The sequence below is a fragment of the Pseudarthrobacter siccitolerans genome, from assembly GCF_001046895.1.
Lineage (GTDB): Bacteria > Actinomycetota > Actinomycetes > Actinomycetales > Micrococcaceae > Arthrobacter > Arthrobacter siccitolerans.
Genome location: NZ_CAQI01000032.1, coordinates 149,903 through 173,721 on the forward strand (window position 1 = coordinate 149,903; position 23,819 = coordinate 173,721).

Sequence of the window (23,819 nt, forward strand, 5' to 3'; positions counted from 1 at the left end):
CACCACCTACCTAAGGACGGCACCATGCCAGTCGTACTGGAAAACCTGGGCAAGCGCTTCGGCGACGGCGCCCCGGTGCTGGACGACGTCAACGCCAACATCGGCCAGGGCGAGTTCGTTGCCCTCCTCGGTGCCTCCGGCTGCGGCAAATCCACCCTGCTGAACATCATCGCAGGACTCGAAGCGCCGACGTCGGGCGCCCTCGAGGTGCCCAGCGACGGTGCCGCATTTATGTTCCAGGACGCCGCGCTGTTCCCCTGGCTCACGGCCCGGGAGAACATCGAACTGGCACTCAAACTGCGCGGCATGGGCAAGGCCGAACGAAAAGCGAAGGCGCAGGAGCTCCTTGAACTTGTGCACCTCGGCACCGCCGGGGACAAGCGCCCCCACGAGCTCTCCGGCGGCATGCGCCAGCGCGTCTCCCTGGCCCGTTCCCTGGCACAGGACCGGCAGCTGCTGCTCATGGACGAGCCGTTCGCCGCCCTGGACGCCATCACCCGCGACCTGCTGCACGACGAACTGGAGCGCATCTGGAAGGAAACCGGGCGCACCATCGTCTTCGTGACCCACAACGTCCGCGAGGCCGTCCGGCTGGGCCAGCGCGTGCTGCTGCTGTCCTCCCGCCCGGGCCGCGTTGTCCAGGAATGGGCAGTCACCGAGGAACACCGAACCGACGCCGGGCTTGCCGGCCAGCTGACCGGGGTCATCACCGCCCGGCTGCGTGAGGAGATTCGCCGCCATGCCAAGTAAGTCGTTGTCCGGTTCCGCGCCCGGTGCCGCCCCCGCCCCTTTGCCGGACCGCTTTCGTCCTGCGGACGAAGCGGCCGGCTCCGACAGGCCCGATGCCACTCCCTGGGCGGCACCGGGCGCTGCACCTGCATCCACTCAGCATGTCCATGCCGCTTTGACGCGGACTTCCACGGGGCACGAGGACCTGCGGGAACTTGAGTCCGGGCTGGACTCCCTGCAGTCCGACGCCGACCGTAAACACCGGATCGACTGGAGCCGTGTGCTCCTGCCCATCGCCGCGCTGGTGGTTTTGGTGCTCATCTGGCAGTTCTACGTCTCGCTCGGCGTGAAGCGCCGCGACCTGGTGCCTGGCCCGCTGGACGTGCTGACCCAGATGGGCGTGCTCTGGAACGAGGGCAAGCTCCAGGAAGCAGTGTGGACCTCCATGCAGCGCGGTGTTGTCGGCTTTGTGATCAGCGTGGCCATCGCAACCCCTGTTGGTTTACTGCTGGCCCAGGTTGCCCCGTTGCGCCGGGCTTTCGGGCCGCTGATTTCCGGCCTGCAGGTGCTCCCGTCCGTGGCGTGGGTCCCGGCGGCCATCATCTGGTTCGGCCTGACCGACGCCACCGTGTACTTCGTGATTTTTATGGGCGCCATTCCGTCCATCATCAACGGGCTCATTTCCGGCGTGGACCAGATCCCGCCGCAGTACAGGCGCGTCGGCACTGTCCTGGGCGCCTCCCGGCTCGAGATGGCGCTGCAGATCATCCTTCCCGCCGCGCTGCCGGGTTACCTGGGCGGCCTCAAGCAGGGCTGGGCGTTCTCCTGGCGCTCGCTGATGGCGGCGGAAATCATTGCCGTGGGCGGCACCATCGGGTTCGGCCTCGGCTCGCTGCTGGACCAGGGACGGATCCTGTCCGACATGACTGTGGTGATGGCGGCGATCCTGCTGATCCTCGCCGTTGGCATCCTGATCGAGCTGCTGGTGTTCGCGCCGATTGAGAAGCGTCTCCTGCGCAGCCGGGGCCTCCTCTCGGGGAGTACCCGCTAAGCCAGCCCCCGCACTGACCTCCAGCAAAGCCCGACGGCGACTCCCGCCGTCGGGCTTTGCTGTGTCCGTACGGCGCAGCGCCGGTACGTTACGCAGCGTTACCTTACGTGACCTGTTGTTGCTCGGCCTTTGTGGGCGATTGTGACGCGGCCCTACCGTTGATTCATGGCAATTCAGGATATCTATCCCACAGCACTGCGCCTCCTCGGCCGCCCCGTGCTGGTGGTGGGCGGCGGCCCCGTTGCTGCGCGCCGGGCCAAGGGGCTGCTCGACGCCGGTGCCCGGGTCACCGTCGTGGCTCCCGTTGCCTCCGCCGCGCTCCGGGAACTGGCCGACGCCGGACTCCTCACCTGGGAGCCGCGCACCTACTCTTCCTCCGACGTCGACGGCGTCTGGTTCGTCCAGACCGCCACCGGTGATTCCGCCGTGGACGCCCAGGTTTCAGCCGACGCCGAGGCGCAGCGCATCTGGTGCGTGAACGCCTCCGACCATGAAGCCTCAGCCGCCTGGACCCCAGCCGTTGCAGAAGTGGACGACATCAAGATCGCCGTCAACGCCGGGGGAGACCCGCGCCGCGCCATGGCCGTGCGTGACGCCGTCGCCACCGCCCTCGAAACCGGAGACCTTCCCCTGCGCCGCCGCCGTGCCGCCCGCAATGGGTCGGTTGCCCTGGTGGGCGGCGGCCCCGGCGACACCGGCCTCATCACCGTCCGGGGCCGCCGCCTGCTGGGTCAGGCGGACGTGGTGGTCGCAGACCGGCTCGGCCCTCGCGACCTGCTCAACGAACTCGCCCCGGATGTCCGCATCATCGAGGTTGGCAAGACACCCGGCCACCACCCCGTGCCGCAGGCTGGCATCAACCGGATCCTCGTGGAGGAAGCCCTCAAGGGCCACCGCGTAGTCCGGCTCAAGGGCGGCGACCCGTACGTCCTGGGCCGCGGCGGCGAGGAAGCCGAATACTGCCGCCAGCACGGCGTCGAGGTTGAAGTGGTTTCCGGCGTCACCTCCGCGATTTCCGTCCCCGCCGCAGCCGGCATCCCCGTTACGCACCGCGGCCTCGCCAAGGGCTTCAGCGTGGTGACCGGCCATGAGGAACTGTCCGAAGTTCCGGCCCGCCCTGACCACACCGTGGTGCTGCTCATGGGTGTGGGCCAGCTGCGCGAATCCGCGTCCGCGCTGGGCAAAGCCGGCATGCCGGCAGACACCCCGGTTGGTATCGTGGAGAACGGTTACCTGCCCAACCAGCGCGTCACCATCGGCACCCTCGGTTCCATCGCGGACCAGGCGGAAGCCGCCGGTGTGGCCAACCCGGCAGTCATAGTCATCGGTGACGTGGTGCGCGTGAGCCCGTTCGCGCCGTCGCACTTCAAAACCGCTGATTACGGAACCACCACCCCGAACAGCCCCCGCAAGACCTCCGTCACCACCTGAAACCCATCGACTGCTCCATAACTGCCGTTATGACGGTTCAAAACGGCATCTACGGAGCAATCGATGCAGAAGAAAAGGAACACAGCCGTGTCATCAAGCACCACCGTAGGTTCTGCCGACCGTCCGCTGCGCGTCGCCGTCGTGGGCTCCGGCCCGGCAGGCGTCTACGCCGCGGACATCCTCACCAAGAGTGAAGCTGTCAAGAGCGGCGAGCTGACCGTAAGCATCGACCTCTTTGACCGCTACCCGGCACCCTACGGCCTGATCCGCTACGGCGTGGCCCCGGACCACCCCCGCATCAAGGGCATCGTCAACGCCCTGCACAAGGTCCTGGACCGCGGCGACATCCGCTTCTTCGGCAACGTGGACTACGGAACGGACCTCACCATCGAGGACCTGCGCACCCACTACGATGCCGTGATCTTCGCCACCGGCGCCATCAAGGACGCGGACCTGAACATCCCGGGCATCGAGCTGGACGGCTCCTACGGCGGCGCGGACTTCGTCTCCTGGTACGACGGCCACCCCGACGTTCCCCGCGAATGGCCCCTCGAGGCCAAGGAAATCGCCGTGATCGGCAACGGCAACGTGGCACTGGACGTGGCACGTGTCCTGTCCAAGCACGCCGACGACCTGCTGGTTTCCGAAATCCCGGACAACGTCTACGCCGGACTGAAGGCTTCGCCGGTCACCGACGTGCACGTCTTCGGCCGCCGGGGCCCGGCCCAGGTCAAGTTCACCCCGCTGGAGCTGCGCGAGCTGTCCCACTCCAAGGACGTGGACATCATCCTGTACCCGGAGGACTTCGAGTTCGACGAGGAATCGGACCGCCAGATCCAGACGAACAACCAGACCAAGACCATGGTGGGCACGCTCACCAACTGGATCGCCGAGCAGCCCGAGGACCTCTCCGAGCTCAAGGCTTCCCGCCGCCTGCACCTGCACTTCCTGCACAGCCCGGTGGAGATCTATGACGACGCCGAGACGCCGGGCAAGGTGGCCGGCATCAAGTTCGAGCGCACCGAGCTGGACGGCACGGGCAACGCCCGTGGCACCGGCGAGTTCGTGGACTACCCGGTCCAGGCCGTGTACCGCGCCATCGGCTACTTCGGCTCCGCCCTGCCGGAGATCGAGTTCGACCACAAGAAGGGTGTCATCCCGAACGACGGCGGCCGCGTCCTGGACGCCTCCGGCACCCACGTGCCCGGCGTCTACGCCACGGGCTGGATCAAGCGCGGACCCGTCGGCCTGATCGGCCACACCAAGGGCGACGCCCTCGAGACCGTCACCTACCTGCTGGAAGACCGCGAGAACCTTCCGGTTGCCAGCGTTCCCGAGGCTGACGCCGTCGTCGAACTCCTGGACGCCCGCGGCGTGAAGTTCACCAGCTGGGAAGGCTGGCTGGCCCTGGACGCCCACGAGCTCGCCCTCGGCGCAGCCGCCACCGAATCCGGCGGTTCGCACGGTGTTGAGGTCAGGCGCGAGCGCATCAAGGTGGTGCCGCGCGAGGACATGGTTGCCATCTCCCGCGACGGTGTCGCTGCGCAGGTCTAGCGCTTTTCTAAGTCAAATCAGTGGGATGGGCATTTCTGCCCATCCCACTTTTTTGGCTCATAAAGTAAATTCATTGGACAAACATCTTCCGGCTCCGCTCTGCCGCTCCTGTCCGGCCTGCCCTCATCAAAGGACCTTCCATGAGTCACCCCAGTTACCCGCCCGCGCCCGAAAACAGCGCATCCGTTCCGCCTGTTCCGCCCGCTCCGTCCAGTTTTGCCGCCCCCTACCCGGGTGGGCAGCCGGGCGGATACCAGCCTGAGCCCTACGGGCAGGTTCCCTATGCCGGCGGCCCGGGTAAATCCTTCGTCACCACCTGGATCCTGTCCCTCCTGCTGGGCACCCTCGGGGTGGACCGTTTCTACCTCGGCAAGATTGGCAGCGGCATCGCCAAGCTGCTGACGCTGGGCGGATTTGGGATCTGGGCCCTCGTTGACCTGATTATCATCCTGACGGGGAACGCCAGGGACAAGGACGGACGTCCCCTGGAGGGCTACCCGGAGAACAAAAAGAAGGCATGGATCATCACCGGAATCCTCTGGCTCGCCAGCATGATCACCGGAATCCTGCTCACCATCGTGTCCATCAGCATTACGGCTGCAGCCCTCGAGGGCCGGAACGTTCCCGTTCAGCCGTCTCTTCCCTCCGCCTCGGAGGCAGGGCCGCCATCGTCCGGAAGCGCCGCCGATGAAAACACACTCGTCACCACCGTGTCCGAGGGCAACACCGTTAAGATCGGTGTCCTCGATTCCCTGTACACCACCGAGATCCCGGCCATGTCCTACCTGAAACCGGCGAACGGAGGGTTCCTGGTGTTCGAGGTCTCATGGGAGACGCTGACGGGAACCAGCACTGCCGCTCCGGCCGCCTTCGAGGTCTACGACGCGGAGGGTAACGAGGCCGAGCGGATCTTTCTCGAAGATGGCCTCGGCGGCCTGCCCACGGAGGAAGTGGGCGCGGGGGACCTCCGCCAGGGACTCATCGCCTTCGACGTCAAGAAGGGGCCGGTCAAGGTGGTGGTCACCGATGACTATGGCGACCAGGCGTCGACCTTCACCCTGACGGCGCAGTAATCAACCCGGCCGGGCTACTTCCCGGCTCCGCCTGCCGCCATCAGTTCCAGCCGCTTGAGTGTCTCGCGGTTGCGCATGGTGATCATGGGATCCCGCAGTGCCTTCGGCACCCTCTTGCCGGGCCCGCGGATGGCATCCTCCGCCATGGTGACGAGGCACTGGTTTCCCTGGTCCTGCAGGGTGATCACCACCTTGGCCTCACCCAGCGGCCAGCCGCGTGCCACCAGTTCCAGCGACTTCCCCGGTTCGGCAGCGCTTACCCGGGTGCTGTCGTTGATCACCAGCGGCCAGGCGCCCACGGAGTGGTGGAGTCGTGATCCGGCCTGCGGCCAGGTGTCGTCCACCGCGCGGATCCGCGAGGCGCCCACCACCCAGCCGGAGTACAGCCAACCGTCGGCAATGACCCGCCAGACATCCGCGGCGGGGGTGTTGAACAGCTGTGACACGGTGGACATGGTGTTCCTTCCTGTGGTGGCTGGGCCGAGCTGGTTACCTGGAGTTTCCGGGCGTCCGACGGCGGCCTGCGGGACGACGGCGTGGACGGCAGCGGGCGGCGCCGGCTGCTGGGCGGTTTGGTAAGAGCGCTCCCGCAGCCTTCGCGTCCAAGCGTAGGCCTGTGCGCCGGGCGGCTGGTTCTCGAGCGGATTGAACCGCAGGGAAGTGTCGGCCGCGTGCGGGGCTGCCGTCAGGCGGAGTTCACCGCACTGGCGCCATGGACCTGCGGGTTTGGCCCAGTACAGTCCAAGGACCCAGTGGCCGGACGTTACCGACCCGCCGGGCAAGCTGATGGTCCGCAGCCCCACCAGCACCGGCCCCTTCCGGCCGCGGTAGGGCATCAGCGTGCTCAGGGTTGCGGTGGAGGCGTCCAATTTGGGCTGGAGCAGGAACCTTCCAGGGAGCCGCCAGCCGGTGGAGGAAAACAACACGTCCGCCACGCCGCGGGATCCGCCGCGCGCCCCGCCGTCGGACTTACCGGAAGTCCCGCCGTCGGACGGCGAGATACGAAGCGCCAGGCCCAGGACGTCCGGAAGCCTGGCAGGCAGCCCCACCGAACGCGAGAAGCGGGCCTGGACGTAGTCCGTCCCCGGCGCATCGAGCCAGTCCACGCCGCTGGGTTCGCCGGTATTCCCGGTGCGGGTCAGTTCGCCGGTGAGGCCAATTCCCTTGGGATGGATGGGCCGGGCAGGCCGGGCCACCTTGAGGATCCGGAACAGGGCTGCAAAGGCATGGCCTGCCGCCTCCGAAACTCCGGGAGCCACCTCCCGCGGCCCGGGGCCGCCGGTTGTTGGGTGGTCCTGCAGCAAGTGCGTCATGTTTCCTTCCTACCCAAAACCCCTGACCTACATCCGGCCGAACCGTGACCGGATCAGGGCGAAGATTCCATAGGCGATAAATCCTGCCCCGATGGCTACCAGTAGGCACGGGCCGAACGGGTGGTCGCGGAGGGCCTTAAGGCCGCCATCCAGTCCGGTTGATTCGTTGGGGTCGTGCTTGGCGGCGGCGATCACAAAGAGCAGCCCCGTGAGGCCCAGGGCCATGCCTTTGGCTATATGGCCCGAGACGCCCAGGCTGTCGATCAGGCGGCCGCGGCGGGTGCCGTCGAAGTGGAAAAGCTCCTCCTTGAAGCCGCGGCGCACGCCCTTGAAAACGAAGTAGATGCCGATCCCGATGATGGTCAGGCCGAGGGCCACCAGTGCCCACAGCCCCCACGTGGTTCCCATCAGCGAGGCGCTGAAATCCTTGGTGCTCTCGCTGGAGTCGCCCCGCAGGCCCACGGCGAATCCGGCGAAGCTGAAGCCCACACTGCCGTAGGCGATGGCCAGGAATCCCGAGGAGATCAGCTTGGACACCCGTTCCTTGCGGGCCTTGCGGCGGACCCGCAGGGTTGCTTCGCTGGCCTGCCACAGTGCCAGTCCAAGACACGCAGCCACGCAGGCCCACATCACGGCAGGTCCCCACGCATTGGCCGCGAGCTGTTCAATGGCGCCTGTGGGTTCCGCCTCCCCGGGCTGGCCGAACGCGACAGCTATGGCGATGGCCCCGATAATGATGTGCAGCAGGGCCATGACAGCGAACCCGGCCCTGGCCAGGACGTCGAGCGCCAGGTGGTTCGAGGCCTCCTCAACGGCGTCCGCAGCCTGGCTGATGGTGGATTCGCTGTCCGACATGGCTTAGCCGTTCATGGGTCCTTCGGCGCGGATCTTCTCCGCCCCGGGTCCCTCAACGTGGACTGTGCAGCGGACCACGAGTTGGCCGGGGGCATTCTCCAGCTCCACCAGGGAATCATGCCCGCTGAGCACCGTGAAGACTTCCGAGCCTGGCACTACGGCCACTCCCTTGGCTTCGGCGGTTTCCCGGGCATTCCCGAACGCTTCTCGCTGAAGCCCTTTTACGTAGTTGCCGTCATCTTCGCGGGCGGGGTCACCAAAGGCCCAGCCGAACAAACTCCCAGTAGTACCCATGCCGACGATATTACGCGGTCTGCCCCCGCAAGACGGGCTTTCGTAACATTAGTAAGTGTGCTTACCATGGGCGGACCATGACCTTGACGGGACACGGCAAGTGACGTCTGCGGGCACGGCATCTGAAACCAGTTCAACGTTAGGAATGCACAACATGGCAGGAAATCTTATTGCCCGGTCGGTTCACGACCTGACGGCAGCGGCATGGTTCGGTGGATCCCTGATGGGTGCCATCGGCCTGAACGGTGCAGCGGCGGCAGCCAAGGATCCTTCGGAGCGTACCCGGCTTTCGAGCGCGGGCTGGATGAAGTGGGCGCCCTTCCAGACGGCTGCGTTCGCCTCGCACCTGGTCGCAGACCTCGCCATCGCCTGGGAGAACAAGGAGCGCATCGCCAAGCAGGAAGGTGTCGCACGGGACACCGTGATCAAGACTGCGGTCACGGTTGCGGGCGCTGCCGTGACACTGTATTCCGGCATCCTGGGCAAGAAGGTCGAGAAGCTTGCGGACCAGGGAGCGGAGGGCGCCACGGAGCCGCGGCCGGACGCGTCGGATGAGCTGAAGGCGGCGCAGCAGCAGCTCAAGGTGCTGCAGTGGGTCATCCCGGCGTTCGCCGGCCTGGTGGTCATCCTCGGTGCTAAGCACGGGGAGATGCAGCGGCCCAAGAACGTGTTCGCCGGCCTGCGGGGCTGACGCAACACCAAACGTACGACGACGGTCCGGCACCCAGGTGCCGGACCGTCGTCGTGCATCCCCTCCCTTGGAGGCGGCTAGACGGGTTTGGTTCCCGCCGGCGGCAGGTCAGGATTCATGTCCTCGAGGTTGGGATCCTCCGCTGTCCACACCTGGATGATGGCCCAGGCTACGGCGGCCAGCGGCACCGACAGCACCGCACCGACGATGCCGGCCAGGATAGTGCCGGCCGTCAGGGCCATCAGGATCACCAGCGCGTGGAGCTGCAGTGACTTGCCCATCACGACCGGTTGCAGGAGGTCGCCTTCGAGCTGGTTGACCGCCACCACCACGGCCACCACAATCAGGGCAACCACCGGCCCGTTCGCCACCAGCGCCACCAGCGCGGCCAGTATGCCGGCCACCGTGGCGCCCACGAGCGGAATGAATGCGCCGATGAACACGATGATGGCCAGCGGAAAGGCCAGCGGAACCTGCATGATCAGCAGTGCCGCGCCGATGGCCACTGTGTCCACCAGGGCCACGATCGCGGTGCCGCGTACATACCCGCCCAGCACCTCGAGGGTCCGGCTGCCCACCCGGCGCAGCTTCGCTTCGCGCTGCCCGCTGAAGGGCCGGAGCAGGAAGTTCCATATCTTGGCGCCGTCCTTGAGGAAGAAGAACAGGATGACCACCATCAGGCTGGCCCCCGCGATGAATTCGGTGACCACCGAAAGGCCGGTGATGGCGCCGGAGCGGACCTGGCTGCTGGTGGCGAACTGCACGATCCCCTCGCGTGCCTGGTCCAGCTGTTCCTGCTCGATGGGAACCGGGCCGGTGAGCAGGAACTGCTCCAGCTCGTCCAGTCCCGAAGAAGCCTGGGCCGCCAACTCGCCCCACTGGTTCCGGACCGAAAAGTAGATCACGGTGGAAATGCCGGCGAGCAACGCCAGCAGGGCGACGAAGGCGATTCCGGTGGCCACTCCGCCCGGAACCCCGCGGCGCCGGAGCATGTTGACGAACGGGCCTATCGCCGCGGCCAGGATCAACGCAATGAGGACCGGGATGACCAGGAGCTTGATCTGCATCAGGGCATAGACGGACACCACGGCAACTGTGAGGATCAACAGCACCTGGGCCGCGCGGGTACCCACCCTGCCCAACCCGTCCGTCCAGAGTGCGCTGGGCTGTTTGGCTGCCGGCTTCTTTATGCCCGTGGCAGGGTCACGCGGGGCGCGTTCGACGGCCCCGGCGGACCCCTGCCCGCCGTCGGCTGCCGCCGGTGCCGCCTGCGGGGTGTCGGTGCCCGGCACCTGTTCGGTCAGGCGTATTCGCGCCATGGGGACTCCTCATTCGTCGGCGGATGCCCTGGTGCGGTGCGCACCAGGGAGACAACCTTCGTCAGATAGTAAGCCTACTGACCGATTGAGGAGGGATGAAACCCCGTGGCCGCCTGACTTCCCCCGGTGCGGGGAGTTTTTGTCCAGATATGCAGACTTCACCTGCCGCTAAGCCTGCATATATGGACAAAAACTCGAGGGAGGGGGAGGAGCTAGGCCGCCAGCCACTCCGCGCACGAGTTGAGGTTCTGGTTAACCGTGGCCACCGCCGCGTCCTCATCACGCTGCTCGATCGCCACCAGCAGGAGGTCGTGCCCCTCGTGCTGGAGTCCGTCGAACCCCGGCCGGCGGAGCTGCTGGAGCATATCCTCATGGACCACGGCGCCGAAGCTGACGTAGAGCTCGTGCAGCAGCGGGTTGCCGGACGCCTGGGCCACCCGCTCATGGAAGCCCCAGTCGGCCCGCGCCCAGGCCTCAAAGTCTTCGCTGTTCCAGGCGTGGACGCGCTCGGCAAGGAGGGTGCGCAGGGCTGTGACGTCGTCGGCCGTGGCATTCCGCGCCGCCAGCCTTGCTGCCTGGGTATCCAGGCCAAGCCGGACCTCCAGGATGTGCGCCTCGGTGTGATCCTGGTACATGCGGCGGGCGGCGCCGGAGATCTCGCTGGTGGCCCGCACGTAGGTGCCGTCGCCGCGGCGGACTTCCAGCATGCCGCTGTGCGCCAGTGCCTTGATGGCCTCGCGAAGGGTGCCGCGTGAAACGCCCAGATCGGTCATCAGGCCGGTTTCGGAGGGGATCCGCTGGTGGAGGGGCCATTCGCCGGACTGGATCATGGTGCGCAGCTTGGCGGTGACTTCCTCGGCAAGCGGCGGGCGGTGGGAGGTGCTGAGTGCCATGGCGTCCTACTTCCTTCCGGCGGCGCCGGCTACGCTCCGTGTCATCGCGCTGCCGGTAATCAGGTGCGCCACCACAATCTGGGCGAGCGACAGGGCCAGCAGCAGCGCAAGGGGCAGCACCCAGCCGCCGGTGGCGCTGTGCAGCAGTCCCATGCCAAAGGGGCCCGTGGTGGCGAGCAGGTAGCCGCTGGACTGCGCCAGCGTGGACAGTGCCGTGGTTTCGGCCGTGCTCGCGCCGCTGCGGCTGATCATCACCATCACCAGCGGGAAGATGCCCAGGCCAAACCCCAGCAGGATGGCGGGAACAACAGCCAGCCCCACGGGCAGGACCAGGAGCAGGGCCAGACCCACAGCCATGGTGATGCTCACGAGGTAAAACGCCGGGCGCAGCATGCCGGGACGGGAGCCGATGGCGATGAGCAGCATGCCGGCGGGGACGGACACCAGCTGCATCAGCCCGAACATCAGCCCGCTGTCCGAGGCATTCATGCCCATGGTGGTGAGCATGTACGGGAACCAGCTCAGCAAGGCATAAGCCAGCAGGGCCTGGAGGGTGAAGATGGCGGTCAGGAGCAGCCCTTTCCGGGTCCGCAGCAGCGGCCAGGGGGACACATGGCGCGTTGTGGACCGGGTGCCGTTGCGGTGTGCGTGCAGGGCCACGGGGAGGAAACCGAGGAAGGCGGCCACGGCGGTGATACCAATGGCGCCCACGGCGGCGGACGGTGATCCGAGGGCCTGTGCCAGCGGAACAACGGCGACGGCCGTCACGGTGGCTCCCGTGGTCATCGTCACCGTATACACGGCCGTCATGAGTGACGTCCGGTGCGCGAAGTGCTCCCGGATGAAGGACGGCATGGCCACGTTGCACACTGCCAGTCCGGACATTCCCACCACGCTGCCCAGCACCAGCATTCCGGTGGCGGGGATACCGCGGAGCAGGAGGCCGCCGGCCAGCATGGAGAGGGACAGCAGGATGGCCTTCTCTACACCCAGCTTGCCCGTCAGCCAGGATGTGGCCGCGCCCGCCACGGCAAAGCACAGCGTGGGAATGGAAGGGATGATGGCGGCCACCAGCGTTCCGTAACCCAGGACCGCCTGCAGGTCATGCAGCAGTGCGGAGGCCCCCGTGATGCCCGCGCGCAGGTTGAGCCCGATCAGCACCAGCGCAATGACGCCGAAAACGACGGCGGAGCGCGGCCTGGTTGCGCCCTGCACCTGGGTGCGTGCACGAGCGGGTGCGGTCGCGGCGGGACGAGCCGGGGCGGGGGCAGCGGCGCGCGCCGAAGCGGGGGCAGTGAACGGGGCGGTGGCAGGGGACGGGGGAGTGGCGGGCATCTTCCTAGGCTAAAGGTTAGACGTTTGATGTTTCCAGTTTTGTGGGCAAGCTCTCCCGGCTGCACGGGCCGGGGCAATAGACTTCCAGCGGGGGCCGGGGCGTCAATCCATCCGGCCCGGGCAGGACCAACGCGGAAGGACGGCTGTGATGGCTTCCCAGGGAATCGAGATCGAAGAGAAGTACGACGTCGGCGATGACGCCACAGTGCCCGCGCTGGAGCAACTGCCTGGCGTGGCCCGCGTCGGGACTCCCAACACTGCCGTCCTCGAGGCCGTCTATTTCGATACTGACAAACACACCCTGGCTTCCCGCCGCATCACCCTCCGCCGCCGCACCGGCGGAGCCGATGCCGGCTGGCACCTGAAGCTGCCGCTGGAAGCCGGCGCGGCAACAGAACCCCAGCAGCGCCGCGAGCTGCACGCGCCGCTGGGCCAGCCCGGCGTCGTGCCTGACAGCCTGCTGGCGCACGTGCAGGCGTATCTCCGCGGAGCCGAAGTGAAGCCCGTTGTCCGGCTCCACACCCGGCGCACCACCCATGCCCTGTACGGCGGGGACGGAGTCCATCTTGCGGACCTGGCCGACGACCAGGTGGAAGCCACCCGCCTTGGCCAGGGGGAGGCTGCGGAACAGTCGCAGAGCTGGCGCGAGTGGGAGCTCGAACTCGTCCACGGGGGCCCGGATCTGTTTGCCCCTGCCGCCGAACTCCTCATCGCCGCCGGCGCCCGGCCCGCCGGCCACGCCTCCAAGCTGGCCCGTGCGCTCGGCCGGGATTCGGGCGCCGCGGCACAGGAACAGGAGACCCCGCTGGCACTGATTGCCGGCAAGAAGGCCCCGGCAGCCGCCGTCGTGACCATCTACCTGGGGGAGCAGCTGCGCAGGCTCCTCGCCGAGGATGCGGCCGTCAGGCTGGAAGAGGGCGAGGGAATCCACAACATGAGGTCCAGCATCCGGCGCCTCCGCTCGGTGCTGGCAGCGTACCGGAAGCTTTACCGCGCCATGCCGGTGCGGCGCCTGCGCGATGAGCTTGACTGGCTGGGCCTGGTACTTGGTGATCCGCGGGACGCCGAGGTGGCGCTGGAAAGGCTGCGCGGGCACCTTGACGAGCTGCCGCCGGGGGAGGGCACGGATGCCGCCCGGGCCCTGGTGGAGCGCAAGGCCAAGGACGCGTTCGACGCCGGGTACCGCCGTGTGCAGGAGGCGTTGCAGTCCGAGCGCTACTTCCGGCTGCTGGACAACCTGGAAGACTTCCGGGACCGCCCGCCGGTGCGGGCGGATGCGGTGGCGCCGGGCCGGAGGCTGGCGGCCAAGGCGGTGGACAAGTCTGCAAGCCGGCTGCGGCGCTCGCACAAGGCCGCCCGCCATGCCCGGCGCGGCACGGACCACGAAAACGCACTCCACCAGGTACGCAAGGACGCCAAGCGGCTGCGCCACGTGGCCGAATCGGCCGCGCTGGTGACCGGCAAACGCGCCGGGAAAGTGGCTAAGGCTGCGCACAAGCAGCAGAAGGTTTTGGGTGACTACCACGACGCCGTGATGGCCAGGAACCTGCTGCAGGACCTCGAATCCGGCCCCGCCCTGCCGCAGTCGACCGCCGACGCCCTGGCCGCCCTGGGGAAGCGCCAGGCCGACCTGATGGGCGAGGCGGAAGCCAAATACCGCAAAACCCGGAAGAAGTCCCGCGACCTGCTGCGGCGCGGGGTCATCTAAAGGTCCCCGCGCAGCGGCTACTTGCCCTGCCGGGCGGACAGCCGGGCCACCGCCAGGGCAAGCCAAAGCTGCACCCGGTCCGTGGTCACGGCGGGGTCGTAGCCGGTCAGTTCGGTGATCTGCGCCAGCCGGTACCTCACCGTGTTCCGGTGCAGGGTGAGCTCCTCCGCCACGGCGGCCACGGAGCCGTTGTTGTTCAGGTAGCTTTCCAGCGTGGTCATCAGCTCGGCACCGTGGGCGGCGTCGAAGGTCCGCAGCGGATTCAGGGACTCGTGGGCCATGTCCGCCAGCGGCACGTCCTCACTGGCCAGCAGCAGTGACGTCAGGCTCAACCGCTCCGGCTCGTTGACGGGCAGTCCGTGGCTAGCCGCGTCCCGCGCCTCGAAGTAGCTCCAGCGCAGGCCGTTCGGCTTTGTGTACGCGCCGCCGATGCCGATCGTCGCATGGATCCCCGCCTCAGCCAGGTGGTCGCTCAACTTCCGCGCCAGCGACGGCGCCGCCCCGCCGTCGTCGTTCATCACCAGCACGAGGTCCTTGCCCACGACGGCGGCAACGGACTTCTCCAGTTCCCGCGGCACCGAGGTGCTCACCAGGGCCTTGTGATGGGCGGCGGAGACGGCCAGCAGCACCACGTTCTTGCGCGTGCTGTTGATCCCCACGCCGGCGAGCCGGCGCTGGGCCTCACTGGTTTCCAGCGCCCCGTGGATCACGTCCTCCAGCACCTGCCCGCACAGGGCGCGTTCGGCCTGGCGCTGCTTGACCATGTTGTTCAGCTCCACGCTGATCAGGTTCTGGGCGTACCCGATGATGCCGGAGTCCTCAAAGGGCTTGCGGACCCAGAGGGTGCAGGCATCCCGCCGGCCGGTGGGGATGGGGTAGGAGGCCCAGGTGTCGGCCTGCGGGCTGTCCTTGGTGCTGTTGTACAGCTGGGCGGTGAACTGGGTGAGCGCGATGTCCGCCCGAAGCATGCCGCCCAGGTGTTTCAGCAGTTCGGCCAGGCCGCCGCCGGTCAGCAGCGCGCGGGCCAGCACCTGGTGCCCTGCGATCAGGCGTTCCAGCTTGGCGTAGTGGTCCGCCGACTGTGCATCCGCCACCAGCTTGCCGATGGCAATGAACGGGGTCTCGTAGGGGACTTCCACCACGGGAAGGCCCCAGCGGTTGGCCTCCGCGAGCAGCGCCGGCGGCACCGCTTCGTGCGAAAGCCCTACGCCGAAGCCGATGCCCACGGCACCGGCGCGCTGCACCTGCCGGACAAAGCGCCGCTGCTCGGGTGCCGATTTCAGCCGCAGGCCGGTGGTGAGGATGAGCTCCCCGCCGTTGATGAAGCGCTGCGGGTCTTCCAGCTCGGTCACTGCCACCCAGTTGATGTCCTGATGCCAGGTGGTCTCGGCGACCCCCACTTTGGACAGGTTCAGGGATTTGACACCCAGGAGCGCAGCAAGGGAAATGGCCATGGACCAAGGATAAACGCGCGCTAGTCAACCGCACTAAAAATCAGCAGGAAGGGTGTGCAGGTGGCTATTCACGGGGCAGGGGTGCTGGCATAGGCTCAGAGCAGTCAGATCCATCAGTTTCGACGCCGATGGCCCCCAGGAAAGAGGTTGCACACCGTGGTCCAAACCTTGCAGAACTTCATCAACGGTTCTTTTGTCACGCCTGCCGGCAGCGGCACGCTGGACATCGTGAACCCCACTGACGGTGAAGTGGTGGCCCGTTCGCCCATCTCCAACCAGGAGGATGTGGACGCGGCCATGGCCGCAGCAAAGGAAGCCTTCAAGAGCTGGAAGCACGTCACGCCCGGCCAGCGCCAGCTGATGCTGCTCAAGCTCGCGGACGCCGTCGAGGCCAACAGTGACGAACTGGTGGAGGCGCAGCACCGCAACACGGGCCAGGTGCGCTCCCTGATCGCTTCTGAGGAAGTTGCCGCCGGCGCCGACCAGCTGCGCTTCTTCGCCGGCGCCGCCCGCATCCTCGAGGGCAAGTCCGCCGGTGAGTACTTCGAGGGCCACACCTCCTACGTCCGTCGCGAACCCATCGGCGTTGTGGCCCAGGTGGCCCCCTGGAACTACCCGTTCCTGATGGCCATCTGGAAGATCGGCCCCGCGCTCGCCGCCGGCAACACCATTGTCCTGAAGCCCTCGGACACTACCCCGGAGTCAACCTTGGTCCTTGCCCGCCTGGCCGGTGAGATCCTGCCCGCCGGCGTCCTGAACGTTGTGCTGGGCACCGGCCAGACCGGCGCCATGATGGTGGACCACAAGGTCCCCGGCCTGGTGTCCATCACCGGCTCCGTCCGCGCCGGCATCGCCGTCGCCTCCGGTGCCGCGAAGAGCCTCAAGCGCGCCCACCTGGAGCTCGGCGGCAAGGCCCCGGCCATCGTGTTCAAGGACGCCGATATCAAGAAGAGCGCCGCGGCCATTGCCGAGTTCGCGTTCTTCAACGCCGGCCAGGACTGCACCGCCATCACCCGCGTGCTGGTGGAGGAGTCAGTGCACGACGACGTTGTGGCCGCCATGGTGGAGCACACCAAGACCCTGCACACCGGCTCGCAGAACGACGAAGACAACTACTTCGGCCCGCTGAACAACATCAACCACTTCAAGCAGGTCACCTCCGTGGTGGAGAACCTGCCGGCCCACTGCCGGATCGAAACCGGCGGGCACCGGGCGGGGGAGAAGGGCTTCTTCTTCGAGCCCACCATCGTCACCGGCGCCAGGCAGACGGACAGCATCGTCCAGCAGGAAACGTTCGGCCCCGTGATCACGGTGCAGAAGTTCAGCACCGAGCAGGAAGCCGTGGAGCTGGCCAACGACGTGGACTACGCCTTGGCCTCCAGTGTGTGGACCTCCAACCACGGCACCGCAATGCGCCTGAGCCGCGACCTGGACTTCGGCGCCGTCTGGATCAACACCCACATCCTGCTGACCGCCGAAATGCCGCACGGCGGCTTCAAGCAGTCCGGCTACGGCAAGGACCTCTCCATGTACGGCGTCGAGGACTACACGCGCATCAAGCACGTGATGTCCGCACTCGACGCCTAGTCCCCACCAGCAAGGAAAGAAACATCATGACCGCCACCGCAAGTGAAATCACCTTCCGCCTCGAGCAGAAGCGCCGCGTCCAGGCCGACTTCCCCGGCCCCAAGTCGCTGGCCCTGGCCGAGCGCCGCAAGGCCGTCGTCGCCGCGGGCGTCGCCTCCGGCGTCCCGGTTTACGTTGCCGACGCCGACGGCGGCATCATCCACGACGTGGACGGAAACTCCTTCATCGACCTCGGCTCCGGCATCGCCGTGACCAGCGTGGGCGCCTCCGATCCCGCCGTCGTCGGTGCCGTGAAGGAAGCCGTGGAGCACTTCACGCACACCTGCTTTATGGTCACGCCGTACGAAGGCTACGTGGCGGTCGCCGAGCAGCTGAACCGCCTCACCCCGGGCGACCACGAGAAGCGCACGGTCCTGTTCAACTCCGGTGCGGAGGCAGTGGAGAACGCCATCAAGGTGGCCCGCCTCGCCACCGGGCGCGACGCCGTCGTGGCCTTCGACCACGCCTACCACGGCCGCACCAACCTCACCATGGCGCTGACCGCCAAGGCCATGCCGTACAAGACCAACTTCGGCCCGTTCGCGCCCGAGGTCTACCGCATGCCCATGAGCTACCCGTACCGCGAGGAAAACCCGGAGATCACCGGTGCAGAGGCCGCCAAGCGCGCCATCACCATGATCGAAAAGCAGATCGGCGGCGACCAGGTTGCCGCGATCATCATCGAACCCATCCAGGGTGAAGGCGGCTTCATCGTCCCGGCAGAGGGCTTCCTCCCGGCACTGGCAGCGTGGGCCAAGGAAAAGGGCATCGTCTTCATCGCCGACGAGGTCCAGTCCGGTTTCTGCCGCACTGGTGAATGGTTCGCCGTCAACCACGAAGGCGTCATCCCGGACATCATGACCCTCGCCAAGGGCATCGCCGGCGGCATGCCGCTGTCCGCGATCACCGGCCGGGCAGACCTGCTCGACGCCGTCCACCCCGGCGGCCTCGGCGGCACCTACGGCGGCAACCCGGTGGCCTGCGCCGCCGCACTTGCCTCCATCGGCACCATGGAGGAATACGACCTGGCCGGCCGCGCCCGCCACATCGAAGCCCTCGCCACCACCCGGCTGCGGGACCTGCAGGAGGAACTGGCCGGCGCCGGCACCGCTGTGATCGGGGACATCCGGGGCCGCGGCGCGATGCTGGCCATCGAACTGGTCCAGGCAGGTTCGAAGGAACCGAACCCGGAGCTGACCAAGGCCGTCGCCGCCGCCTGCCTCAAGGAAGGCGTCATCATCCTCACCTGCGGCACCTACGGCAACGTGATCCGCCTCCTGCCCCCGCTGGTCATCACCGATGACCTGCTGAACGACGGCCTGGAGGTCCTGGCTGCGGCCATCAAGGCCAACGCGTAGCACTGCACAGAGTTAGCGTCCCCTCGCAACGGCGCGAACAAAACCCCCGGCCCCGGAACTACCGTTCCGGGCCGGGGGGTTTTAAGGCAGTTGTCGCTTGCCGTTGTCCGGCCCGCCGATAACCACCTGCGCCGGACTGTGCAGAACGTATCCGTTGAGCCAGGAGAACAGTGCGCGGATTTTCTGCTGGAATCCGGACAGGAGGGCCAGGTGCACCAGCAGCCAGGACGCAAACGCCAGCGGCCCCTGCAGCTGCAGGCGTTTGCGGCCGAGTTCGGCGACGGCGGCGCCCCGCCCGATCATCGCCATGTACCCCTTGTCCACGTAACGGAATGGCTGGCGGGTACCCCCGGTGAGGTCGGCGTAAATGTTGCGGGCCGACCACTTGCCGGCCTGCTGGGCCACGGAGCCGAGCTGGGGGAGTTTTGCCCCGGTTGAATCGGTGATGTTGGCGGCATCGCCGATGACGTAGACGCCTTCGACGTCGGGAACGGTCAGGTCGGTGCGGACGTCGATCCGCCCGCCCTTTCCCTGCGGCAGCCCGGAGCCGGCCAGCAGTCTGCCGCCCTTCAGGCCGCCGGCCCAGACGACTATTCCGCCGGGGATGTCCGTCCCGTCAGCCAGCGTCACGCCGTCGGCCCGGACCTCGCTGACGCTCACGCCCATGTGGAGCTGGACGCCGATTTTGGCCAGGCGTTTCCAGGTGTATTCCTGCGACCTGGTGGAAAACATGGTGAGGACGTTCGGGACCATGTCCACCAGGTGCACCCGGCACCGGGCCGCAAGGTCGGGGGAGAAGTACTTGGCGACCACGAATTTGATGTTTTCCGCCAGCGCGCCTGCCGTTTCCACACCCGTTGGCCCGCCGCCCACCACCACCATCTCCACTGCGGCGCCGGGCTCCCTGTCGGCCCGGTCCAGCAGTCGGGTCACGCTGGTTCCAAGCCTGGTGGCATCCGTGACCGAGTACAGCGGAAAAGCGTGCTCCTCGGCACCGGGAGTGTTGAAGAAGTTGGGCACAGCGCCCACTGCAAGGACCAGGATCCGGGCGCGGAACGTCTCGCCCTCCGCGGTGGTGACAGTGTGGTTGGCCGCGTCCACGGCGGCCACCTCGGCGGTCAGGACGCGCACGTTCCTGCGCCGCCGGAACACGGACCTGATGGGCCGGGCAATGGCTGAGACGCCGATCTGCGAGGTGGCCACCTGGTACAGCAGGGGCTGGAACTGGTGGTAGTTGTTCGAGTCGATCAGCAATACCCGAACGCCCTTGCGGCCAAGTTCCTTGGCTGCGGCGATGCCGGCGAATCCGGCGCCAATGACGATGACCTGATATGAGTCCTCCATCCGAGCAACCTACTCCACCGGGGTTCCGGGCAACAGGGGCCTAGGGGGATTTCACGGAAGCTTTACCGCGCCGCCGGGCCACCGACGTTTTGCGGGCGGTGCGCAGCATGTCCACCGTCAGCACCAGCAGCGCCACCCACACCACACCAAAACCGATCCACCGGTCCACGGTCATCGCTTCCTTGAACACCAGCAGCGCCAGGACGAACTGCAGCAGCGGTGCTGCGTACTGGAGCAACCCGATGGTGGTCATGGGGAGCCGGCGCGCCGCAGCCCCGAAGAACACCAGCGGCACCGCGGTGATCACGCCGGAAGAGAGCAGGAGCCAGAAGTGGCCGGGGCCCTGGGTGGTGAGGGTGGCTGTTCCGGCCGCAGCCAGGTAGATCATGGTGGCGGCAGCAAATGGAGCCAGTACCAGGGTTTCCACGCTGAGGCTGGTGACGGCGTCCACCTTGGGTCCCACCCGCTTCTTCACGAAGCCGTACAGGCCAAAACTGAGGGCCAGGGTCAGCGCGATCCACGGCAGCTTGCCGTAGGAGTAGGTGAGCACCCCCACGGCGATGAAGCCGATGCCCACGGCCGCCCACTGGAGCGGGCGCAGCTTTTCCTTCAGGACAAACACTCCGAGCAGGACGGAGACCAGGGGGTTGATGAAGTAGCCCAGCGACGCCTCCACGGCCTGTCCGGTGGTGACCCCGTAGGTGTAGGTCAGCCAGTTGACGGCAATGAGGAGAGCGGCCACGGCAAGCGTGCCAAAAACGGAACGGTCCCGAAGCGCCCTGGCCAGGGCCCCCCAGGAACGGGTCACGGTGATGAGCAGTGCGCAGAACAGCAGCGACCACACCACCCGGTTGGCCACAATTTCGACGGCGCCTGCGGGCATCAGCACAAAGAAGTACAGCGGGAGCAGCCCCCACAGCCCGTAGGCGCCGATGCCAAAGAGGATTCCCGCCGTCGTGTCCTTGTCTACCGCCTTGAGCGGCGCGCCTTTGGTGCCGGCTCCGGTTGCGGGTCCCGGGGCGGATGCTGCCGCGGACGGAGCTGACGGGGCGGGCACGCGGGCGGGGGCGGGATATCCATCGGGAGAGGGCACGAGATCCATAACATCAGTTCCGGGGCAGGTATTCCAGCAAATAGTCAGTAGGCTTGCTTTTATGATAATTGCCGACCGGCCGGAGGTTTCGTGATGAGGCTCCGGCGCAGCAACGCTTCGGGCCGCGGTTACCGCCGGGTGGCAGCGGGCAAGGGTTTCAGTTACCGGGACCTGGACGGCTCCACCCTGCCCCCGGGCCCGGTCCGCGACCGGCTGGAAAGCATCGGGATACCGCCGGCGTGGACGGACGTCTGGATTGCCCCGTTCGAGAACGGGCACATCCAGGCCACCGGTGTGGATGCGGTGGGCCGGCGGCAGTACATCTACCACCCGGAATGGCGCCAGCGGAAGGACAGGCTGAAATTCGACCGGTCCCTCCAGCTGGCCGAATCGCTTCCGGCCGCCCGCCGCCGGGTGACCATGGACCTGCGCAGCGAAGGCTTTTCGCATGACCGCGTCCTCGCCGCGGCGTTCCGGATGCTGGACAGCGGGTCGCTACGGGTGGGGTCCGAGCGGTACACCAATGAAAACGGCAGCCGCGGCCTGGCTACGCTGCTGTGTGCGCATGTCCAGGTCCGCAAGGACCGGATCCAGCTGAGGTTCCCGGCCAAGAGCGGCAAGGACTGGGAATCGGAAATCCGCGACGCCGACCTTGCCGCCCTGCTGCGCCTGCTCAAGCGGCGTGGCCCCAACGCCCGGCTTCTGGCGTACAAGGACGGGCGGCGGTGGCGGCCTGTTACCAGCGCCGACATCAACGCCTACGTGAAGGAGCGGACGGGCTCGGACTTTACGGCCAAGGACTTCCGGACCCTGCGGGGTACGGTGGCCGCGGCCGCCAGCCTGGCCAGGACGGGCCCGCAAAGAACGGCGGCCAAGCGGAAGCGGGCCATCAGCCGTGCCATGTATGACGCCGCGGAGGTACTGGGGAACACGCCGTCGATCGCCCGGAAAAGCTATGTGGACCCCCGCGTGGTGGACCACTACCACGAGGGCGAAACCATCGACCCCAAGCGGCCGGACTCCGCAGAAGCAGAACTGCGCGCGCTGCTCTACCGCGAAGGCGATGTGGTTCCGCTGGCGAAAAGCGGCTGAGGCCGGGTTTCCGCTCCGCCGCAGGGCGTCCGGGGCCATTTAGAATAAGTGATTGTGCGCTGCTCTTACCGCGCATCCTCATCGGTCAGAAGGGCTCCGAGTGTCCAACCACGGCGAAACCACCCCCACACGTCCGCTCCGGGTAGCCATTGTGGGCGCGGGACCGGCAGGAGTCTACGCTGCGGATATCCTCACCAAGTCCGGCGGCGTGAAGGACGGCGACTTTGAGGTCAGCATCGACCTTTTTGAGGCCTACCCGGCGCCCTATGGACTGATCCGGTACGGCGTTGCGCCGGACCACCCCCGCATCAAGGGCATCGTCAACGCCCTGCACAAGGTCCTGGACCGCGGCGACATCCGGTTCCTGGGCAACGTCACCTACGGCCGGGACCTCACCCTCCACGATTTCCGTGCCTTCTACGACGCCGTGATCTTCTCCACCGGTGCCGTCAAGGATGCGGACCTGGGCATCCCGGGCATCGACCTGCAGGGCTCCTTCGGCGGCGCCGACTTTGTTTCCTGGTACGACGGGCACCCGGACGTGCCGCGGGACTGGCCGCTGGAGGCGAAGGAAATCGCCGTCATCGGCAACGGGAACGTGGCGCTGGATGTGGCGCGCATGCTGGTCAAGCACCCGGAAGAGCTCCTCAGCACCGAGATCCCGGACAACGTCTACCAGGGACTGAAGGCCTCGCCGGTCACCGATGTGCACGTGTTCGGGCGCCGCGGCCCCGCCCAGGTGAAGTTCACCCCGCTGGAGCTGCGGGAGCTCAGCCACATGAACGATGTGGACATTGTGCTTTACCCCGAGGACTTTGAGTTTGATGACGCCTCGGACGAGGCCATCCGCAGCAACAACCAGATCAAGACCATGGTGAACACGCTCACCAACTGGCTGGTGGAGGAACACACCGAGTCGGAGAATCCCTCCTCCCGGCGGCTGCACCTGCATTTCCTGCACAGCCCGGTGGAGGTGCTCGACGACGGCACGGGCAAAGTGGGCGGGATCAAGTTTGAGCGCATGCAGCTTGACGGGACGGGCAACGCCAAGGGCACGGGCGAGTTCATCGACTACCCCGTCCAGGCCGTCTACCGCGCCATCGGCTACCACGGCTCGGCCCTGGACGAACTGGAGTACGACGCGAAGCGCGGTGTCATTCCCAACGAGGGCGGGCGCGTGCTGGACGCCGAAGGCAATCCGGTACCCGGGATCTACGCCACCGGATGGATCAAGCGCGGACCCGTGGGCCTGATCGGCCACACCAAGGGTGACGCCCTGGAGACCATCGGTTTCCTGCTCGAGGACCGGCTCACCCTGCCGCCCGCCAAGAACCCTGATCCGCAGGCCATCATCGACCTGTTGGAGGAGCGCGGCATCGAATACACCACCTGGGAAGGCTGGAACAAGCTCGACGCCCACGAAGCGGGCCTGGGTGCGGCATGGACCGGCCCCGAAGGCCTCGACCACGTTGTGCGCGAACGGATCAAGGTGGTGCCGCGCGAGGAAATGATCCGGATCTCCCGCGGCTGACCTCCCGCCCCCACCCCGCCCCTGGGAGTTTTTGTCCAGATATGCCGACTTAAAGCCCCGCTAAGCCTGCATATC

The 23,819-nt window shown here is 67.1% G+C and carries 20 protein-coding genes; 11 read left to right on the plus strand and 9 right to left on the minus strand.

Translation table 11 applies throughout. From position 1 onward, the window contains the following. Positions 1 to 24: 24 nt before the first annotated feature. From ARTSIC4J27_RS05390 to ARTSIC4J27_RS05410, 5 genes are all read left to right on the plus strand, one after another. The gene (locus ARTSIC4J27_RS05390; RefSeq protein WP_050054183.1) at positions 25 to 750 is read left to right on the plus strand and encodes an ABC transporter ATP-binding protein; all 726 of its coding nucleotides are present in this window, start codon (positions 25 to 27) and stop codon (positions 748 to 750) included. Further along, the gene (locus ARTSIC4J27_RS05395; protein WP_235436562.1) at positions 740 to 1,780 is read left to right on the plus strand and encodes an ABC transporter permease; all 1,041 of its coding nucleotides are present in this window, start codon (positions 740 to 742) and stop codon (positions 1,778 to 1,780) included. Before ARTSIC4J27_RS05390 ends, ARTSIC4J27_RS05395 begins: the two co-directional genes overlap by 11 nt. Before the next feature lie 165 nt (positions 1,781 to 1,945). Continuing rightward, complete coding sequence (gene cobA, locus ARTSIC4J27_RS05400) at positions 1,946 to 3,211, plus strand: uroporphyrinogen-III C-methyltransferase (RefSeq protein ID WP_050054184.1); 1,266 nt, start codon at positions 1,946 to 1,948, stop codon at positions 3,209 to 3,211. Between the two features lie 87 nt (positions 3,212 to 3,298). Further along, entirely contained in the window at positions 3,299 to 4,765 is a 1,467-nt protein-coding gene (locus tag ARTSIC4J27_RS05405) for an FAD-dependent oxidoreductase (RefSeq protein WP_050054229.1), read from the plus strand. Positions 4,766 to 4,905: 140 nt separating this feature from the next. Continuing rightward, positions 4,906 to 5,838, plus strand: coding sequence for a TM2 domain-containing protein (locus ARTSIC4J27_RS05410; protein WP_050054185.1), 933 nt, complete (start codon positions 4,906 to 4,908; stop codon positions 5,836 to 5,838). Between the two features lie 14 nt (positions 5,839 to 5,852). Here ARTSIC4J27_RS05410 and ARTSIC4J27_RS23145 read toward each other — a convergent pair whose 3' ends face one another. Genes ARTSIC4J27_RS23145 through ARTSIC4J27_RS05425 form a run of 3 tightly spaced genes read right to left on the minus strand, consistent with a single transcriptional unit; the run spans position 5,853 to position 8,300 of the window. Then, positions 5,853 to 7,151, minus strand: coding sequence for an SRPBCC family protein (locus ARTSIC4J27_RS23145; protein WP_235436563.1), 1,299 nt, complete (start codon positions 7,149 to 7,151; stop codon positions 5,853 to 5,855). 27 nt (positions 7,152 to 7,178) lie between these two features. Continuing rightward, positions 7,179 to 8,006 carry a DUF1206 domain-containing protein gene (locus ARTSIC4J27_RS05420; RefSeq protein ID WP_050054186.1) on the minus strand — a complete coding sequence of 276 codons (828 nt, stop codon included), beginning with the start codon at positions 8,004 to 8,006 and terminating at the stop codon, positions 7,179 to 7,181. 3 nt (positions 8,007 to 8,009) lie between these two features. Next, entirely contained in the window at positions 8,010 to 8,300 is a 291-nt protein-coding gene (locus ARTSIC4J27_RS05425; RefSeq protein WP_050054187.1) for a hypothetical protein, read from the minus strand. Positions 8,301 to 8,454: 154 nt separating this feature from the next. On the opposite strand from ARTSIC4J27_RS05425, the gene ARTSIC4J27_RS05430 reads away from it, so the two are divergent. Continuing rightward, on the plus strand, positions 8,455 to 8,991 hold the full coding sequence (locus tag ARTSIC4J27_RS05430; RefSeq protein ID WP_050054188.1) for a hypothetical protein: 537 nt from the start codon (positions 8,455 to 8,457) through the stop codon (positions 8,989 to 8,991). Positions 8,992 to 9,068: 77 nt separating this feature from the next. Here the strand turns inward: ARTSIC4J27_RS05430 and ARTSIC4J27_RS05435 are convergent, their stop codons facing one another. The 3 genes from ARTSIC4J27_RS05435 to ARTSIC4J27_RS05445 all read right to left on the minus strand — a co-directional run bounded on the left by ARTSIC4J27_RS05435 (position 9,069) and on the right by ARTSIC4J27_RS05445 (position 12,538). Then, the gene (locus ARTSIC4J27_RS05435) at positions 9,069 to 10,310 is read right to left on the minus strand and encodes an AI-2E family transporter (protein WP_050054189.1); all 1,242 of its coding nucleotides are present in this window, start codon (positions 10,308 to 10,310) and stop codon (positions 9,069 to 9,071) included. Between the two features lie 212 nt (positions 10,311 to 10,522). After that, positions 10,523 to 11,203 carry a FadR/GntR family transcriptional regulator gene (locus tag ARTSIC4J27_RS05440; protein WP_050054190.1) on the minus strand — a complete coding sequence of 227 codons (681 nt, stop codon included), beginning with the start codon at positions 11,201 to 11,203 and terminating at the stop codon, positions 10,523 to 10,525. A 6-nt stretch (positions 11,204 to 11,209) separates the two neighbouring features. Then, positions 11,210 to 12,538: an MFS transporter gene (locus ARTSIC4J27_RS05445; RefSeq protein WP_050054191.1), complete on the minus strand. Its 1,329-nt coding sequence runs from the start codon at positions 12,536 to 12,538 to the stop codon at positions 11,210 to 11,212. 148 nt (positions 12,539 to 12,686) lie between these two features. Here ARTSIC4J27_RS05445 and ARTSIC4J27_RS05450 point away from each other — a divergent pair, with 148 nt between their 5' ends. Beyond that, on the plus strand, positions 12,687 to 14,246 hold the full coding sequence (locus tag ARTSIC4J27_RS05450; protein ID WP_235436564.1) for a CYTH and CHAD domain-containing protein: 1,560 nt from the start codon (positions 12,687 to 12,689) through the stop codon (positions 14,244 to 14,246). A 17-nt stretch (positions 14,247 to 14,263) separates the two neighbouring features. Here ARTSIC4J27_RS05450 and ARTSIC4J27_RS05455 read toward each other — a convergent pair whose 3' ends face one another. Next, positions 14,264 to 15,700, minus strand: coding sequence for a PucR family transcriptional regulator (locus ARTSIC4J27_RS05455; protein WP_050054193.1), 1,437 nt, complete (start codon positions 15,698 to 15,700; stop codon positions 14,264 to 14,266). A gap of 156 nt (positions 15,701 to 15,856) precedes the next feature. On the opposite strand from ARTSIC4J27_RS05455, the gene ARTSIC4J27_RS05460 reads away from it, so the two are divergent. Next, entirely contained in the window at positions 15,857 to 17,287 is a 1,431-nt protein-coding gene (locus tag ARTSIC4J27_RS05460) for a gamma-aminobutyraldehyde dehydrogenase (protein WP_050054231.1), read from the plus strand. 26 nt (positions 17,288 to 17,313) lie between these two features. Continuing rightward, entirely contained in the window at positions 17,314 to 18,684 is a 1,371-nt protein-coding gene (gene gabT / locus ARTSIC4J27_RS05465; RefSeq protein WP_050054194.1) for a 4-aminobutyrate--2-oxoglutarate transaminase, read from the plus strand. A gap of 81 nt (positions 18,685 to 18,765) precedes the next feature. Here the strand turns inward: gabT and ARTSIC4J27_RS05470 are convergent, their stop codons facing one another. Continuing rightward, positions 18,766 to 20,028: an NAD(P)/FAD-dependent oxidoreductase gene (locus tag ARTSIC4J27_RS05470; protein WP_050054195.1), complete on the minus strand. Its 1,263-nt coding sequence runs from the start codon at positions 20,026 to 20,028 to the stop codon at positions 18,766 to 18,768. 40 nt (positions 20,029 to 20,068) lie between these two features. Further along, entirely contained in the window at positions 20,069 to 21,130 is a 1,062-nt protein-coding gene (rarD, locus tag ARTSIC4J27_RS05475) for an EamA family transporter RarD (RefSeq protein ID WP_050054196.1), read from the minus strand. An 84-nt stretch (positions 21,131 to 21,214) separates the two neighbouring features. Here rarD and ARTSIC4J27_RS05480 point away from each other — a divergent pair, with 84 nt between their 5' ends. Together ARTSIC4J27_RS05480 and ARTSIC4J27_RS05485 are read left to right on the plus strand one after the other, a co-directional pair. After that, positions 21,215 to 22,213, plus strand: a complete 999-nt coding sequence (locus tag ARTSIC4J27_RS05480) for a DNA topoisomerase IB (RefSeq protein WP_050054197.1) — start codon at positions 21,215 to 21,217, stop codon at positions 22,211 to 22,213. A 100-nt stretch (positions 22,214 to 22,313) separates the two neighbouring features. Next, entirely contained in the window at positions 22,314 to 23,744 is a 1,431-nt protein-coding gene (locus ARTSIC4J27_RS05485) for an FAD-dependent oxidoreductase (RefSeq protein WP_050054198.1), read from the plus strand. The last annotated feature ends 75 nt before the right edge of the window (positions 23,745 to 23,819 follow it).